The sequence below is a fragment of the Streptosporangium sandarakinum genome, assembly GCF_050942225.1.
In the GTDB taxonomy this organism is placed as follows: domain Bacteria; phylum Actinomycetota; class Actinomycetes; order Streptosporangiales; family Streptosporangiaceae; genus Streptosporangium; species Streptosporangium nondiastaticum.
In genome coordinates, this window is the sequence record NZ_CP192034.1 from 2,363,525 (window position 1) to 2,378,608 (window position 15,084).

General features: G+C 73.0%; 15 protein-coding genes. 8 read left to right on the forward strand and 7 right to left on the reverse strand.

From position 1 onward, the window contains the following. Positions 1 to 690 precede the first annotated feature (690 nt). From ACQP10_RS11120 to ACQP10_RS11135, 4 genes are all read left to right on the forward strand, one after another. Entirely contained in the window at positions 691 to 1,983 is a 1,293-nt protein-coding gene (locus tag ACQP10_RS11120) for a helix-turn-helix domain-containing protein (protein ID WP_433541312.1), read from the forward strand. A gap of 145 nt (positions 1,984 to 2,128) precedes the next feature. Then, positions 2,129 to 2,755, forward strand: a complete 627-nt coding sequence (locus tag ACQP10_RS11125) for a copper resistance CopC family protein (protein ID WP_433541313.1) — start codon at positions 2,129 to 2,131, stop codon at positions 2,753 to 2,755. Next, positions 2,752 to 4,812 (forward strand): cytochrome c oxidase assembly protein, encoded by a 2,061-nt coding sequence (locus ACQP10_RS11130; RefSeq protein WP_433541314.1) that lies wholly within the window; start codon positions 2,752 to 2,754, stop codon positions 4,810 to 4,812. Before ACQP10_RS11125 ends, ACQP10_RS11130 begins: the two co-directional genes overlap by 4 nt. Before the next feature lie 176 nt (positions 4,813 to 4,988). Beyond that, positions 4,989 to 5,399, forward strand: a complete 411-nt coding sequence (locus ACQP10_RS11135; protein WP_346020483.1) for a sensor histidine kinase — start codon at positions 4,989 to 4,991, stop codon at positions 5,397 to 5,399. A gap of 35 nt (positions 5,400 to 5,434) precedes the next feature. Here ACQP10_RS11135 and map read toward each other — a convergent pair whose 3' ends face one another. Next, positions 5,435 to 6,283, reverse strand: a complete 849-nt coding sequence (gene map / locus ACQP10_RS11140) for a type I methionyl aminopeptidase (RefSeq protein WP_433541315.1) — start codon at positions 6,281 to 6,283, stop codon at positions 5,435 to 5,437. A 44-nt stretch (positions 6,284 to 6,327) separates the two neighbouring features. On the opposite strand from map, the gene ACQP10_RS11145 reads away from it, so the two are divergent. Beyond that, positions 6,328 to 6,507 carry a hypothetical protein gene (locus ACQP10_RS11145; protein ID WP_179818628.1) on the forward strand — a complete coding sequence of 60 codons (180 nt, stop codon included), beginning with the start codon at positions 6,328 to 6,330 and terminating at the stop codon, positions 6,505 to 6,507. Positions 6,508 to 6,661: 154 nt separating this feature from the next. Here the strand turns inward: ACQP10_RS11145 and ACQP10_RS11150 are convergent, their stop codons facing one another. Beyond that, entirely contained in the window at positions 6,662 to 7,240 is a 579-nt protein-coding gene (locus ACQP10_RS11150; protein WP_346020481.1) for a hypothetical protein, read from the reverse strand. Between the two features lie 129 nt (positions 7,241 to 7,369). Here ACQP10_RS11150 and npdG point away from each other — a divergent pair, with 129 nt between their 5' ends. Further along, positions 7,370 to 8,035, forward strand: coding sequence for an NADPH-dependent F420 reductase (gene npdG / locus ACQP10_RS11155; protein WP_179818626.1), 666 nt, complete (start codon positions 7,370 to 7,372; stop codon positions 8,033 to 8,035). A gap of 156 nt (positions 8,036 to 8,191) precedes the next feature. On the opposite strand, the gene ACQP10_RS11160 is transcribed toward npdG, so the two are convergent. The 4 genes from ACQP10_RS11160 to ACQP10_RS11175 are packed head-to-tail and all read right to left on the reverse strand — an operon-like array spanning position 8,192 to position 11,715. Next, on the reverse strand, positions 8,192 to 8,797 hold the full coding sequence (locus ACQP10_RS11160; RefSeq protein WP_389997741.1) for a response regulator transcription factor: 606 nt from the start codon (positions 8,795 to 8,797) through the stop codon (positions 8,192 to 8,194). Continuing rightward, positions 8,794 to 10,005 carry a sensor histidine kinase gene (locus tag ACQP10_RS11165; RefSeq protein ID WP_433541316.1) on the reverse strand — a complete coding sequence of 404 codons (1,212 nt, stop codon included), beginning with the start codon at positions 10,003 to 10,005 and terminating at the stop codon, positions 8,794 to 8,796. Before ACQP10_RS11165 ends, ACQP10_RS11160 begins: the two co-directional genes overlap by 4 nt. Before the next feature lie 10 nt (positions 10,006 to 10,015). Then, positions 10,016 to 10,792 carry an ABC transporter permease gene (locus ACQP10_RS11170; RefSeq protein WP_346020479.1) on the reverse strand — a complete coding sequence of 259 codons (777 nt, stop codon included), beginning with the start codon at positions 10,790 to 10,792 and terminating at the stop codon, positions 10,016 to 10,018. Beyond that, positions 10,789 to 11,715 carry an ABC transporter ATP-binding protein gene (locus ACQP10_RS11175; protein WP_346020478.1) on the reverse strand — a complete coding sequence of 309 codons (927 nt, stop codon included), beginning with the start codon at positions 11,713 to 11,715 and terminating at the stop codon, positions 10,789 to 10,791. Before ACQP10_RS11175 ends, ACQP10_RS11170 begins: the two co-directional genes overlap by 4 nt. Positions 11,716 to 11,971: 256 nt before the next feature. Between ACQP10_RS11175 and ACQP10_RS11180 the strand changes: the two genes are divergently transcribed. Continuing rightward, the gene (locus tag ACQP10_RS11180) at positions 11,972 to 13,144 is read left to right on the forward strand and encodes a trans-sulfuration enzyme family protein (protein ID WP_346020477.1); all 1,173 of its coding nucleotides are present in this window, start codon (positions 11,972 to 11,974) and stop codon (positions 13,142 to 13,144) included. Between the two features lie 37 nt (positions 13,145 to 13,181). Next, a complete protein-coding gene (locus tag ACQP10_RS11185; RefSeq protein WP_346020476.1) occupies positions 13,182 to 14,093 on the forward strand; it encodes a threonine/serine dehydratase in 912 nt (303 codons plus the stop codon). Between the two features lie 49 nt (positions 14,094 to 14,142). Here the strand turns inward: ACQP10_RS11185 and panB are convergent, their stop codons facing one another. Further along, on the reverse strand, positions 14,143 to 14,988 hold the full coding sequence (gene panB / locus ACQP10_RS11190; protein WP_346020475.1) for a 3-methyl-2-oxobutanoate hydroxymethyltransferase: 846 nt from the start codon (positions 14,986 to 14,988) through the stop codon (positions 14,143 to 14,145). Between the last annotated feature and the right edge of the window lie 96 nt (positions 14,989 to 15,084).

A 15,084-nucleotide genomic window follows, 5' to 3' on the forward strand; every position in this document is an offset into this window, starting at 1 on the left:
CAGGTCACGCGGGGTGCCGGTTGCCCTGATGCCGGATGGGAGGGGGATCAGGGGCGCAGAAGGAGTGGGGGTGGGCATGCCAAAGGGCGTGACGATTGGCATGGCCGGTCCGTTGGGTGAAGCGCATGCTTTCCTTCAGGCGTGCGGCCGAGTGTCATGTCGGAGCATCTAACGGAGGAGCCGGCTGAAAATTTCTTTCCGTGCTTCCGCTCGCTGCATTTTTGTCAAGGATTCTTTTCTTGCTTCCGATGTCTGGAAAATATTCACTCCAAGCCGGCTCGGTTTCGGTCGGCGGAGGTGTGGGAGTCGCCTCGCTCGAAGCATTTATTCACCCATGGACGAAACGGGCGCCCTATGTGTTTCCACGGTGGGGGAGCCGTGGAAGCACATAGGGCGCCGGGTCGCTGCGAGGTCACGTGGCCGGCTCCGGGGTGGAGGAGTGCGGACAGCCGACCCCGCTTCAGCCGGGCTGGTTCCAGCCGAGCATCGACCCTGCGTACAGAGCCGACGCATGCTGGGTGCTTCCCTGTAAGGGGGCAGACGAATCGGCGCTGGCGGCCGTAGCATGGCCTGCGACGGAGAACGCTGCGACCAAGAAGGCGGCGAGGGCGGGCAAAGTGAGGCGTCGGCGCACGGGGGAGGCTCCTGTCGTGGGTTCTGCTGCTGGAAAGACATTTTTCAAGGAGTAACGTGACTGGTCAAGACTTGGTCGGGCAACGCATCAAAACCGTTCGCCGACAGCGTGGCCTTTCGCAGGCCCAGCTCGCCCACCCGGAATTGTCGGATAGCTATGTCTCTCTCATTGAGAGCGGGAAGCGTACCCCGACGCCTGCGGTTCTCGAACTTCTGGCCCGCAAACTCGACTGCTCTCTCACCTATCTCGTTAACGGTGTGACGACCGAGCAGATGCAGGAGATCGAGCTCAACATCGGCTACGCCCGGATCGCCCTGGAGAACGGCGAGGTCGTAGAGGCACGGGCACGTTACGCGGAGGTCCTGGCGGATGAGGGCGTCGTCGGGCTCCCTCAGCTCAGGCAGGAGGCCGAATACGGTCTGGCACTCGCGACCGAGGCGTGCGGCGACCTGGACGGGGCGATCACCCTGCTCAACGGGCTTCGCCGGGACGACGCGGGAACGATGTCGCCCGAGCGTCACGTCGCCATCGTGGTCGCGCTCTCGCGTTGTTACCGAGAGCAGGGGGACCTGGGTCGGGCGGTGGAAGTCGTCGAGCAGATCCTGGGCGGTGCGGTACGGCCCGCCTGGACCAATGATCTGGTGAAGCTGGGCACCCAGCTTCTGGCGGCCTACATAGACCGGGGGGACATGCTCCGCTCCCGTCAGTTCGCCGCCGAACTGCTCGCCGCGGCGGAGCTTCTCGGTACCCCGCTGGCGATCTCCTGGGCGAACTGGAGCGCAGCCATCGTCGCCGTTGAGACCGGGCACGAAGACGAGGCGGTCGCATACGCGGAAAGGGCTTTCGCCGTCCAGTCCGAGCAGGAGGATCCCCGCCTTCTCGCGTTGCTCCGTACCGACTATCTCCAGGTCATGCTGCTGGCACGTCCCGCGCAAGCCGAGACCTGGCGCGAAAGCCTGGTGAAGCTGGAGGGCGAACTGCGGGAGAGTTCCTCCACCCCGATCAACAAGCTGCGTTGCACGATGAACCTCGTTCGTGCGGAGTTGATGCTCTCGCGTCCCGAGCAGGCGAATGCCCACATCCGTGCCGCCTACGACATCCTCAACGGATTGCCGCATGCGCTGCAGGCTGAGGCGCGTGTTCTCCTCTGTGAGACTTTCGCGGAGGTCGGCATGCACGAGGAGGCTCTGCGGGAGTTCGGCAAGGCGGAGCAGGCATTGACGTATCTGCCGTCCACCCGCTCCACCGCCCATCTCTGGCTGTCCGCCGCGCAGGTCCTGGAGCGGATCGACGAGCCCAAGCGCGGGGCCGACGCCTACCGGCGGGCGCTGGCCTGCGTCGACCTGTAGGCCGCCCGGTGCCTGTGAAGGCCGCACCTCAGCTCTCACACCGTCCCGCCCCGCCTCCCCGGTCCTACGGCGCCCCACGACGCGCCGTGGGACCGGGGCGGGGACTTCGGGACCGCTTGGTGGCGTCGGTAGCCTGGGAATCGCCATGAAGACTTCCCCAGTCGCGGCTGTGCTCGCGCTCCTCGCCGCTCTCGTACTCGGTACGGCGTTCGCCTCGCCGGCCCTCGCCCACGACGCCCTCAAGAGCAGCTCGCCCGCCAAGGACGCCAAGGTCGAGAGCCTCGACGAGGTGAAGCTGACGTTCACCGCCTCGGTGCGCTTCCCGGCCGTGGTCGTCCGGGGCCCGGACGACGCCGCCCACCAGGACGGCAAGCCGGTGGTCGACGGCCCCGTGGTGACGCAGAAGGTCAAGGCGGACCTCCCGCCGGGCCGCTACGTCATCGCCTACCGGGTCGTCTCCTCCGACGGTCACCCGATCGAGGGGGAGATCCCCTTCACGCTGAAGGGATCGCCCTCGCCCTCCGCCCCGGCCACTGCCGAGGCGGAGGCGTCGCCGTCCCCGGCCGCCTCCACGCCCCCGGCCGTCTCCGGCCCGGGAGCCTCCGGGGAGACCGCCGGTGCCACGGGTGCGGCGGACGCCCCGGCGGCGGCCGGTGAGCCGGCCTCCTCGGGCGGGATGCCCGGCTGGCTGTGGCTGGTCGTCGGCGGCCTGGCCGGCATCGGCATCGGCATGTTCTTCAGCCTGCGAGGAAAGGGCCGGAAGCAGTCGTGAGCACCCGGGAGGAGGCCGCGCGGGCCGTACCGGACGCGCCGGACGAGCGGGGGTGGACCACCCGGGCGGTGTGGCTGGGGCTCGCCGTCGCCGGAGCGGCCCTCGTCGCGCTGGTGATCGCCATGTTCGCCGGCGGCGCGGCGACCCCGCGCATCATCCCCGGCCTGCCCGACGAGGGCGCGGTGACCCGGTGGGGCCTGCCGGTGGCCAAGCTCACGATGGACGCCGCGGGCGTGGTCACCGTGGGCACGCTGCTGGCCGCGGCCTTCTTCTTCCCGGTCGACAAGGGCCTGCTCGGCAAGCCGGCCCTCGGCTACGTCAGGGCCGCGTCGTGGTCGGCGCTCGTGTGGGCCGGCGCGGCGGCCGCGACGATGGTGTTCACCCTGTCCGAGGTGCTGGGCCTGCCCGTCGCCGACGTGCTCGGCGGCGACGAGCTCACCAGCTTCGCCAGCCAGGTGTCCCAGGGCATCGCCCTGACCCTGGTCGTGCTGTTCGGGGTGGCGATCGCGCTGTTCGCCCGGGGGGCGATCACCGCCGGCACCGCGGCGGGGCTGCTGGCCCTGGCCCTGGTGACGATGCTGCCGCCCGCGCTGACCGGCCACTCCGCCTCCTCTCCCAACCACGACCTGGCCACCAGCGGTGTGGCGCTCCACCTGCTGGCCCTCGCCCTGTGGGTGGGCGGGCTCGCCGCACTGTGCGTGCACGCGCTGCGGGGACAGCCGCAGCTGGAGGTCGCCGCGGCCCGGTTCTCGGCGATGGCGCTGTGGTGCTACGTCGCGGTGGGCCTGTCCGGCCTGTTCAGCGTCATCGCGCGGCTCACCTCGATCTCGGAGCTCTTCACCTCCGCCTACGGCCTGCTGCTGGTCGCCAAGACGGCGGCGTTCGCGCTGCTCGGCGTCTTCGGGTGGTGGCACAGGAAGCGCACCCTCCCCGGGCTCGCCGGCGGCGGGCGCGGCGGGTTCGCCCGGTTCGCCTCCGTCGAGCTTCTCGTCATGTTCGCGACGGTCGGGCTGGCGGTCGCGCTGGGCCGTACCGCGCCGCCCCCCGCGGTCCTGCCGGTGGACCGCGCCTTCGAGGCGCTCGGCTTCAGGATGCCGCCGGAGATCTCCGTGGCCAACCTGGCCACGCTGTGGTGGTTCGACCTGTTCTTCGCCACCGTGGCGGCCGTCCTCGGCGGCCTCTACCTCGCCGGGGTCGTACGGCTCCGGCGGCGCGGCGACTCCTGGCCCTGGGGGCGCACCGTCTCCTGGTTCATCGGCGTGCTGATCCTGGTGCTCTCCACCCAGAGCGGCGTGGCCCGCTACGCCAAGGTGCTGTTCAGCGCTCACATGGCCGAGCACATGACGCTGTCCATGCTGGTGCCGATCCTGCTGGTGCTGGGCGCCCCCGTCACGCTGGCGCTGCGCGCGCTCAAGCCCGCCGCCCGGCGCGGTGACCGCGGCCCCCGCGAGTGGCTGACCACGATCCTGCACAGCCGGTTCGTCCGCTTCGTGGCCCACCCGGGGATCGCCACGGCGATCTTCATCGCGTCGTTCTACATCCTGTACTTCACCCCGCTGTTCCCGGCCGCGATGGAGGAGCACCTCGGCCACATCGCGATGACGCTGCACTTCCTGCTCAGCGGCTCCCTGTTCTTCTGGGTGATCATCGGGGTGGACCCGGCGCCGCACCGGCTGCCGCACTTCGCCAAGCTGCTCCTGCTGTTCGTCACGATGCCCTTCCACGCCTTCTTCGGCATCGCGCTGATGAGCATGGGCACCGTCCTCGCCCCGGAGTGGTACGAGCAGCTCGGCCGTGCCTGGGGCACCTCCGCCCTGGCGGACCAGCGGACGGGCGGCGCCATCACCTGGGGCTTCGGCGAGATCCCGACGCTGCTCGTGCTGCTCGCGCTGGGCTTCCAGTGGTGGCGCGACGACGACCGCAAGGCCCGCCGCAACGATCGCCGGGCCGACGCGGTGGCGGCCCGCACCGGTGGCACCGGCGACGCCGAGCTGGACGCCTACAACGACTACCTCGCCAGGCTCAACCGGCGGGACCGCACCGCCGAGCCCGAGTAGGCGGCACGGCGGACACTTCCTCCCTTTCGCGGCGATGGCTCCGGTAGCCTGAGTTCGGGGGGTTCGGGCATCCGCAGCGACGGCCGCGCAACGAGGCGCGCCGCGCCCGCTCACGGATCAGCCACGTGGCCGGCCGGAGGGCCGGCGGGCGCCACGCGCGCCGGGAAGGTCGAGGAGTGTCCGAGGAACCGCGCACGCGCGAGGGGTGGAGGCCGGCTCTCGCCGGGGAGCTCCGGGAGCGCCTGGACGCCTGGAGCGGTCGCACCGGGATCGCCGTCGAGACCTGGGCGCTGCCCGGCGAGGAGGCGTCAGCCGAGGTGGCCGGGGCCGTACTGGCGGTGCTGGAGGAGGCCCTGGCCAACGTCGAACGGCACAGCCGGGCCCGGGTGGTCTCCGTCGCGGTCACCCTGGGCCGCGGCGGCCTGCGGATGACGGTGAGCGACGACGGCGCCGGTTTCGCCGGGCAGGCCGCCGGACGCGGGGTGGACGCCATGCGCGGCCGGTTCGAGGCCCTCGGCGGCACGCTGAGCGTCCACGGCGTCAAGGGGGAGGGCACCACCGTCACCGGGACGCTGCCCCGCCGGTAGGCGGGCCCGAAGCGGCGGGGCGGGGCGGCAGAGCGTCAGGGCAGGGTCAGGATCTCGTGGCCCGTCTCGGTGACCAGGATGGTGTGCTCGAACTGGGCGGTCCGCCTGCGGTCCTTGGTCACGGCGGTCCAGCCGTCCGGCCAGACGTCGTACTCGATGGTGCCGAGGGTCAGCATCGGCTCGATCGTGAACGTCATGCCCGGCACCAGTGTGACCGCCACCGACGGGTCGTCGTAGTGCGGCACGATCAGGCCGGAGTGGAACGTGGTGCCGATGCCGTGTCCGGTGAAGTCGCGGACCACGCCGTAGCCGAACCGTTTGGCGTACGCCTCGATGACCCGGCCCACGACGTTGAGCTGGCGGCCGGGGGCGACGGCCTTGATGGCGCGGGCGGTCGCCTCGCGGGTGCGCTCGACCAGCAGGCGCGACTCCTCGTCGACGTCGCCGACCAGGAAGGTGGCGTCGGTGTCGCCGTGCACGCCGCCGATGAAGGCGGTGATGTCGATGTTGACGATGTCGCCGTCGCGCAGCACGGTGTCGTCGGGGATGCCGTGGCAGATCACCTCGTTGATCGAGGTGCACAGCGACTTGGGGTATCCGCGGTAGCCGAGGGTGCTGGGGTAGGCGCCGTGGTCGCAGAGGAACTCGTGGCCGATCCGGTCGAGCTCGTCGGTGGTGACGCCGGGCGCCACGTGCCGGCCGACCTCCTCCAGGGCCTGGGCGGCGAGCTTTCCGGCCACCCGCATCCGCTCGATGATCTCCGGGGTCTTGATGTCGGACTCGCCGAGACTGGGGGCCTTCTTCCCGACGTACTCCGGCCGCGCGATGCTGGAGGGAACCTTGCGGGTGGGTGAGATCCGTCCGGGCTGGAGCAGTGTCGTCATGGTCCCCCAGTCTAGTTGGCTTCCCACTGGGCAGGATTGCCCCCATGAGGGATCAGTGGTGGTTCTGCCTGAAGCACATGGCGGTCGAGCCCGACGAGGGCTGCCCCAACAAGGACCGGATGGGCCCCTACGGGACCCGTGAGGCCGCGGCCGACGCGATGAAGACCGCGGCCGAGCGCAACGAGGCGTGGCGGGAGGCCGACCGCGCCTGGGACGACGACTGAACGGCGGGCCGGCCGCGCCGGGGGCCGGCGGTCGGGGAGGCCGCCGGCCGCGTCCCGGGCATCCTCCCGGACATCGTTCCGGACGGTGTCCAGGAGGGTGATCGCGCGGGGGAGCGGCCGGACCGGGACCGGCCGGATGACGGCCGTCGCGCCGTCACTCGGCGACCTGGGGGCCGCTGACCCTCTCCAGCAGCCGGGCCAGCCGTTCGCGCAGGCCCGGCCGCCGGCCGGTCTCGCCCGCGGCCATGCTGACCAGGTGCTGGGCGCCGTCGAACGACAGCGGCGCCCGCTCGGGGACGGCCAGCGCCTCGTGGGCCAGCCCCTCCAGGTCGGGGTCGCCGCCGTCCAGGGCGAGGATCGTCGCGCCGGTACGGCGGGCGTCGCCGACCCGTTCCAGCAGCGCCTCGGGGGCCCGGTCCTCGGTCACCACGAACAGGGTCTCGCCCCGCCCGGCCCGTTCGATCCGGTCCAGCCCGATCCGCAGGTGCGCGGGAGCGCCCGGGGGAGGGCTCCAGCGCACCAGCGTCGGGGCGAGCTGCGGCAGGCCCGCCAGCCGGGCCTCGTCCCCGAGGTGTGCGGCCAGGTGCCAGGGCTCCTCGGCGGGGGTGCCGACCACCAGCAGGCCGCCGGGTGACCGGGTGGTGCGCAGGGCCAGGCCGAGCGCGCGGGTGCGCTCCACCCAGCCGGTCGAGCCGAGGATGTCGCGGAGGAGTGCGACCGACCGAGCGTCCATCGGATCATCGTGCACCAGCCGCCGGGGTCCCGCCAGGAGATCGCCGGACGCGCCTGGCATGATCTGGGGATGTGGCGGGGCCGGGCGTCCCCGGGCGTCCGGCCGGCCGACGATCATGAGGAGCGATGAGTGAGCACTGATATCCCGGACGTGAGCGGCATCTCGATCGGCATCCTGGGCGGGACCGGCGACCAGGGCAAGGGACTGGGCCGGCGGTTCGCCCTGGCCGGTCACACCGTGCTGATCGGCTCGCGCAGCGCCGACCGGGCGCGGGAGGCGGCCGAGAGCGTCGGCGGGCCGGTCCGCGGCGCCGACAACCGGGCCGTGGCGGCCGAGGCCGACGTGGTGATCGTGGCGACCCCGTGGGAGGGGCACCGGCCCACCCTGGAGTCCCTGCGGGACGAGCTGGCCGGCAAGATCGTGATCGACTGCGTCAACCCGCTCGGCTTCGACAAGAAGGGCGCCTACGCGCTGGACGTCGAGGAGGGCAGCGCCGCCCAGCAGGCCGCCTCGATCCTGCCGGAGAGCCGCGTGGTCGCCGCCTTCCACCACGTCTCCGCCGTCCTGCTGCTGGACCCGGAGGTGGAGCGGATCGACCTGGACGTGCTCGTGCTGGGCGACGACCGCGAGGCCACCGACACGGTCCAGGCGCTGGCGAGCCGCATCCCGGGCGTCCGCGGCGTGTACGGCGGACGGCTGCGCAACGCCCGCCAGGTCGAGGGGCTGACCGCCAACCTCATCTCCATCAACCGCCGCTACAAGGCCCACGCCGGTTTCCGGGTCACCGACGTCTGACGGCCGGCCCACCGGCCCGCCGGTCACGGCTCCCCGGGGCCGACGGGACGGGCCCGCCGCGCCGGGTTCGGCGGCGGACCCGGCGGTCCCGCGGACCCGGCCCGTCAGGTCCAGCCCGCGTCCCCGGCGGTCCTGCGGGCCCGGCCCGTCAGCCCGTCAGATCCAGCCCGCGTCCTCGGCGATCCGGATGGCGTCGACCTTGTTGCGGGCGCCCGTCTTGGAGACGGCGTTGGTCAGGTAGTTGCGGACCGTCCCGACCGACAGGTGCAGCCGCCCGGCGATCTCCTCGGCCGGGGCGCCCCGGGCGGCCTCCTTCAGCACGGCGGTCTCGCGAGGGGTCAGCGGGCTCGCGCCGTACGCGAGCGCCGAGGCGACCAGCTCGGGGTCCAGCACCCGCAGCCCCTGGGCGGTGCGCCGGACCGCGTCCGCCAGCCGGTCACCGGGGGCGTCCTTGACCAGGAACGCCTCGATGCCCTCGGCCAGGGCCCGGTGGACCTGCCCGGGCTGTCCCATCGCGGTGAGCACCAGGACCCGGCAGCCGGGCACCTTCTCCCGCAGCTCCACCGAGGCGGTGATGCCGTCGATCCCCGGCAGCTCGATGTCCAGCACCGCCACGTCCGGCCGGGACCTCAGGGCCGCGTCGACGATCTCGTCGCCGCGGGTCACCTCGGCGACCACCTCGATGTCGGGCTCCAGCCGCAGCAGCGCCCCGAGCGCGGCCCGGATCATGTGCATGTCCTCGGCGAGCAGGACCCTGATCACGTCGTCACCGCCGCGTCCCCCGTCGTCGTCTCCGGATCCCCGGCGGCCGCGTCCGGGCCCCTCCGCACCCACCGGCTCCCGTCCGCCCGCCTCCGCGGGGTCCCCGGTACGGCCGGCAGCTCCATGACGAGCCGGAACCCGTCGCCGGCGCGTTCGGCCACGACCGAGCCGCCCAGGCCCGACGCCCGTTCCCGCAGTCCGGTCAGCCCGCCGCCGTCCGCCGCGCGCCCGCGGGCACGGTCGTTGACCACCTCCAGCCGTACGGCGCCGCCGTGCGCGGAGGTGCTGATCGAGCAGGTCGTCGCCTGGCTGTGCCGTACCACATTGGTGACCGCCTCGCGCACCGCCCAGGCCAGCGCCTCGTCGGCCTCGCGCGAGACCTCGACGTCGGCCAGGTCGGTCCGGCAGCTCACCCCGGACGCCTCCAGCAGCGCCACCGCCCGGTGCACCTCCCCGGTCAGCGACATCTCCCGGTAGCCCCGCGCCACCTGCCGCACGTCCTGGGCCGCCTCCCTGGCCACGCCGACCAGCTCGGCCAACTCCGCCTCGGCCGCGGCGGGGTCGCGCCTGACCAGCCTGCGCGCGAGATCGCCCTTGAGCGCGACGGCGGTCAGGCTGCTGCCCAGGCCGTCGTGCAGGTCGCGGGAGATGCGCAGCCGCTCCCGGAGCACCGCGGCCTCGGCCAGCTCGGTCCGCGCCTGCGCCAGCTCGCGGCTGACCACGACCAGCCGGGTCACACCGTAGATGACGAAGCCGGTGATGAAGAGGGTGGTGACGCCCTGGAAGGCGTACAGGAACTTGGAACCCGGCATCCCCGCGCTCCACGCGGCGGCGAAGTGGATCACCGTCATGGGGACCAGGAACCCCAGGGCGAGCGGCGGTCGCAGGCGCAGCAGCACCGAGCCGAGCAGGATGCTCGGAGTGCCCCACCACCAGTTCCCGGTCCCGTTCGGCAGGAGCGGTATCGGGGCGTAGGCGGCGATGGTCTGCACCACGATCCCGAGGGTCACGCCGCCCGGCTCCGCGCCGCGCAGGGCGGCGCGGACGTGCCGGAAGTGGGGGACGAAGAAGGCGGGGAGCACGACCGAGAACACGGTGACCGCGGCGAGCCCGCCGGAGCGGACCATCACGATCACCGGGGAGATCGTGAAGCCCGCGGAGAGCAGCACGACCAGGCCGACGGCCAGGCGCTGGGGGGTCATTCGCATGTCACGGTGATTATTGCCTCCGGGGGTCCCAGCGGAACCAGCGGGATACCGCGAACAGCCCGATCGCCGCCCAGACGGCGAGTTTGAGCGCGGGCCCGGCCGCCGCCGCGAGGTCGCCGCCGAAGGTGCCGTCCGCCGCGTACGCGATCCGGGCGATGTCGGCGACGGCGTCGGTGGGCAGCAGGCCGAGCAGCGTGCTCACCCAGCCGGGGAGCATCTCGGTGAGCGGCCCGAAACCGCCCGCGCCGACGCCCGCGAGCAGGAAGAACGGCATCGTCATGACGGCCCCGACCTCAGGCCGGGGGACGAGCGGGGTGAACGCCGTCCCCAGCAGGCACAGGACGGCGGCGCCCGCGACCACCGCCACCAGGAGCAGCAGCGGGTCGCGCGGGACCGGCAGGCTCGTCAGCGCGTACAGCGCGACCGAGACCACCGCCGCCAGCAGGGTGTTCTGCAGCACGAGGTTGAGGACCCCGCCGCCGAGGATGTCGCGGTCGGCCATCCCGGTGGCCCGCAGCCGCTTGAGGAGGAGTTGGTCGCGGCGGGTGGTCAGGGTGTTCACCACCTGGCCGAACGTCGCGAGGACCAGCAGCATCGACAGGATCCCGAGGTGCTGGGCCACCACGGCCTCCGGGTGGCCCGGCTGGAGGCGGTCCGCCATCACCGGCAGCCCGACGCCCAGGAGCAGGAAAAGAGTCACGGACGTGCTCAGCGCCGTCCGGTCCCGCCAGAACAGGCGGGCGTCGAAGCGGGCCACCGTCACCAGATCGCGCGCCGCCACGGTCACGCCACCTCCTTCGCGTGCTCGTTCTCCGGACGCCCGTCGGCGTCCGCGGCGAGGTCCAGGAACAGGTCTTCGAGGGACGCCGTGCGGACCTCCAGGCCGTGCAGGCGCAGGCCGCGCTCGCCGGCCCAGTTCAGCAGGGTCCGCGCGGCGAGGTCGGGGTCGGCGACCCGGTACACCGCGGTCCGGCCCTCCACCGAGGACGGCGGGAGCGGCAGCTCCTCCGGCGTGACCGCGCCGGGGAGCTCGAAGGCGACCCGGCCGGTCTGGGCGGCGAGGGTCTCGGCCATGCCGCCGCTCGCCACGACCTCCCCGTGATCCATGATCGCCATGCGGGAGGCCAGCCGCTGGGCCTCCTCCAGGTAGTGCGTGGTGAGCAGGACCGTGGTGCCCTGCCCGGCGAGGTCGCGGATGACGTCCCAGGTGTTCCGGCGGGCCTCGGGGTCCATGCCGGTGGTCGGCTCGTCGAGGAAGAGCACGTCGGGCCGGCTGAGGATGGCCAGGGCCAGGTCCAGGCGGCGCTTCTCCCCGCCGGAGAGCTGCCGCACCTTCGTGCCGGCCTTGGCGGTCAGCCCGGCCATCTCCAGGGCCTCGTCACGCGGCCGGGGGGCGGCGACGAAGTCGCGCCAGGCGTCCACGGTCTGCGCCACGGTCAGGTCAGGGAAGAACCCGGCCTCCTGGAGCATGATGCCGCAGCTCCGCCGTACCTCCGTGCGGTCTTCGACGGGGTCGAGGCCGAGCACGCGCACCGTGCCGGCGTCGGGGGCCGCGAAGCCCGCCAGTACCTCCAGGGTCGTGGTCTTGCCGGCGCCGTTACGGCCGAGCAGCGCGAAGACCTCGCCCTGCGAGACGTCGAAGGAGACGTCCCGGACGGCGGCGAAGTCCCCGTAGTGCTTACGGAGGCCGTCCACCAGAATCGCTGTCATGCCTCCGATGCTGGCGGGCGGACGCGCCCGGCGACAGTGAGGAATTCACAAATCCCCCGGAAGGCATGGAAGGCGCGTGAGACCGGGCCCGGAGCCCCTGTGAGACCCTCTCCCGCCTCTTCTGGCTCTGCCGTCTCCTCCGGTTCCCCGGGCCGGGCCCCTTCCTCCCCGATCGGGGCGCGATCCGGCCGGATGACGGGCCGATCCCGTCGCGCCGGATCTGACAGCGGGCCTCCCCGCGGGTCATCCTTGTCGTATGAGCGAGCTTCGCCCCGAGACGCGTGTCGTCCACCACCCGCAGCCGTCCCTTGAGGGCAGCCGGCCCATCGCGGTGCCGATCTACCAGACCTCCGGCTTCGTCTTCGAGGACCCGTCCGTCTTCGCCGACGGGATGGGCCGCCCGGACGGTTCCTTCGTCTACGGGCGGCTGTCCAACCCGACCGTCCGGTCGCTGGAGGAGGCCGTCGCCGGCCTGGAGGGCGGTGTCGGCGCCGTGGCCACCGCCTCGGGCATGGGGGCGATCAACTCGGTGCTGCTCGGTCTGCTCAAGCCGGGTGACCACCTGATCGCCCAGCGGGCCCTCTACGGCGGCACCGCCGGGATGATCAACGACCTGGTCACGAGGTTCGGGATCACGGTCTCCTACGTGCCCGAGGACGACCCCGGGGCGCTGCGCGCGGCCGTACGGCCGGAGACGAAGGTCGTCTACCTGGAGACCATCGCCAACCCGGTCACCCAGGTCGCCGACCTGCCCGGGATGTGCGCCGCGGCGCGCGAGGCCGGGCTGGTCTCGGTCGTGGACAACACCTTCGCCTCGCCGATCCTGTGCCGCCCGCTGGAGCACGGCGCGGACGTCGTGGTGCACTCCTCCACCAAGTACCTGAGCGGGCACACCGACGTCCTCGGCGGCGTCGCGGTCTTCGCCTCCGACGAGCTGTACCGGAAGGTGTGGCACTTCGCGGTCGAGCTGGGCGCCACCGCCGACCCGTTCGCGGCCTGGCTCACGCTGCGCGGCATGCAGACCCTGCCGCTGCGCATGGAACGGCACTGCGCCAACACGCGCGAGCTGGCCACCCGCCTGGCGGGCCACCCGGCCGTCACGGCCGTCCACTGGCCGGGCCTGCCCTCCCACCCCTCGCACGAGCTGGCGGTCAAGCTGCTGCCCGACTTCGGCGGCGTCTTCTCCTTCGACCTGGCCGGCGGGCGCGCCGCGGGGGAGAGGTTCATGAGTTCGGTACGGCTGGCGCTGCTGGCCCCGTCGCTCGGCGGCGTCGAGACGCTCATCCTGCACCCGGCGACCACCTCGCACCGCTCGCTGACGGCGGAGGAGCTCGCCCGGCACGGGATCGGCGAGGGCACGGTCCGGGTCGCGGTCGGCATCGAGCACATCGAGGACCTCTGGGCCGACTTCAGCCAGGCCCTCTCATGAGGGCCCGCCGGCCGGGAACGACGGGGAGAGATCACCGATGAGCGTGTCGATCGACGACGTGACGCTGGCCGCCGGGCGCCTGGCCGGGCGGATCCGCCGTACCCCGGTGCTGGAGGTGTCGCCGGAGCTGTTCCTGAAGCTGGAGCTGACCCAGCACACCGGGTCGTTCAAGGTGCGGGGCGGTTTCAACCGGGCGCTGGCCGCGGGCGACCTGCCCGCGGCCGGGCTGATCGCGGCGAGCGGCGGCAACCACGGGCTGGCGGTGGCGTACGTCGCGCGGGAGCTGGGCGTCCGGGCGGAGATCTTCGTGCCCACGGTCTCCAGCCCGGTGAAGGTCGCCGGGCTGCGCGCGCTGGGCGCGGAGGTCACGCAGACCGGCGCCGTCTACGCCGAGGCGTACGAGGCGTCGCTCAAGCGGGCCGCCGAGACCGGCGCCCTTGAGGTCCACGCCTACGACCACGCCGAGGTGGTGGCCGGGCAGGGCACGGCCGGGCTGGAGCTGCTGGAGCAGACCGGGGGCGTCGACACGGTGCTCGTCGCGGTCGGCGGCGGCGGGCTGCTCGGCGGGATCGTCGCCGCGCTGGACGGCCGGGCGCGGGTGGTGGCCGTCGAGCCCGAGCGCATCCCCACCCTCGACCGCGCCCTGGCGGCGGGCGGGCCGGTCCGGGTCGAGGTCGGCGGGATCGCGGCCGACTCTTTGGGCGCCAGCCGGATCGGGGCCATCGGCTACGGCCTCGCCCGCGCGGCGGGGGTGCGCGGCGTCCTGGTCGGCGACGAGGACATCGCCGCCGCCCGGCTGGAGCTGTGGCGGTCCTTCCGGGTGGCCGCCGAGTACGGCGGGGCCGCCGCCTACGCGGCCCTGCGGTGCGGGGCGTACGTCCCGGCCCCAGGGGAACGGGTGGCCGTGGTCGTCTGCGGCGGCAACACCGACCCCTCGACCCTGGTCTGACCGCGCCGCCGTACCGGCCCGCGGGCCGGTACGGCGGCGCGGCGGCGCGTCAGTGGTAGCTGTGCTCGGCGGCCGGGAAGGCCCCGCCGACCACCTCGTCGGCGAAGGCGCGGACCGCCCGGTCCATCTCCCCGGCGAGGTCGAAGTACTTCTTGACGAACTTGGCGGGGTGGGGGGTCAGGCCCATCAGGTCCTGCCAGACGAGCACCTGCGCGTCGGTGGAGGGCCCGGCGCCGATGCCGACGGTGGGGATCGACAGCGACCGGGTGACCCGCTCGGCGAGCTCGGCCGGGACGCACTCCAGGACCACGGCGAAGGCCCCGGCGTACTCCAGGTCCTTGGCGTCGGACATCAGCTCGTCGCCGGCCTGGCCGCGGCCCTGGACGCGGTAGCCGCCGAAGGTGTTGACCGACTGGGGGGTCAGACCGAGGTGCGCCATGACCGGGATGCCCGCCGAGACCAGCGCCTCGACCTGCGGCAGCACCCGGCGGCCGCCCTCCAGCTTGACCGCGTGCGCCCCGCCCTCCTTCATGAAGCGGGCGGCCGTCTCCAGGGCCTGCTGGGGGGACGCCTGGTAGGAGCCGAACGGCAGGTCGGCCACCACCATGGCCCGCGACGACCCGCGCACCACGGCCGCGGTCAGCGGCAGCAGGTCGTCGACGGTGACCGGCAGCGTGGAGTCGTAGCCGTACACGACCATGGCGGCCGAGTCGCCGACGAGCAGCACCGGGATTCCGGCCTCGTCGAACACCTTCGCGGTCATCGCGTCGTACGCGGTGACCATCGGCCACCTCTCGCCGCGCTCCTTGGCGGCGGCCACGTCGCGGACGGTGACCCTTCGTCCCGCCTGGCCGCCGTAGAGAGCGGTCGGCCGGCTCGTGACGGAAGAGGACATGGGAGCCTCCCTGTGAAGTCTCGAGGCGCCCCAGTGGCGTCCCCGGACGTCTTCGATGATTGCACGCGCTCCGGAAGGTGCAACACCCCCGCACCG

What these genes read in the sequence shown, in the direction of transcription:
- ACQP10_RS11125 (WP_433541313.1), top strand. Translation starts at nt 2,129, where the DNA reads ATGAAGACTTCCCCAGTCGCGGCTGTGCTCGCGCTCCTCGCCGCTCTC.
- map (WP_433541315.1), bottom strand. Translation starts at nt 6,283, where the DNA reads ATGACGACACTGCTCCAGCCCGGACGGATCTCACCCACCCGCAAGGTT.
- ACQP10_RS11145 (WP_179818628.1), top strand. Translation starts at nt 6,328, where the DNA reads ATGAGGGATCAGTGGTGGTTCTGCCTGAAGCACATGGCGGTCGAGCCC.
- ACQP10_RS11150 (WP_346020481.1), bottom strand. Translation starts at nt 7,240, where the DNA reads ATGGACGCTCGGTCGGTCGCACTCCTCCGCGACATCCTCGGCTCGACC.
- ACQP10_RS11165 (WP_433541316.1), bottom strand. Translation starts at nt 10,005, where the DNA reads ATGCGAATGACCCCCCAGCGCCTGGCCGTCGGCCTGGTCGTGCTGCTC.
- ACQP10_RS11175 (WP_346020478.1), bottom strand. Translation starts at nt 11,715, where the DNA reads ATGACAGCGATTCTGGTGGACGGCCTCCGTAAGCACTACGGGGACTTC.
- ACQP10_RS11180 (WP_346020477.1), top strand. Translation starts at nt 11,972, where the DNA reads ATGAGCGAGCTTCGCCCCGAGACGCGTGTCGTCCACCACCCGCAGCCG.
- ACQP10_RS11185 (WP_346020476.1), top strand. Translation starts at nt 13,182, where the DNA reads ATGAGCGTGTCGATCGACGACGTGACGCTGGCCGCCGGGCGCCTGGCC.
- panB (WP_346020475.1), bottom strand. Translation starts at nt 14,988, where the DNA reads ATGTCCTCTTCCGTCACGAGCCGGCCGACCGCTCTCTACGGCGGCCAG.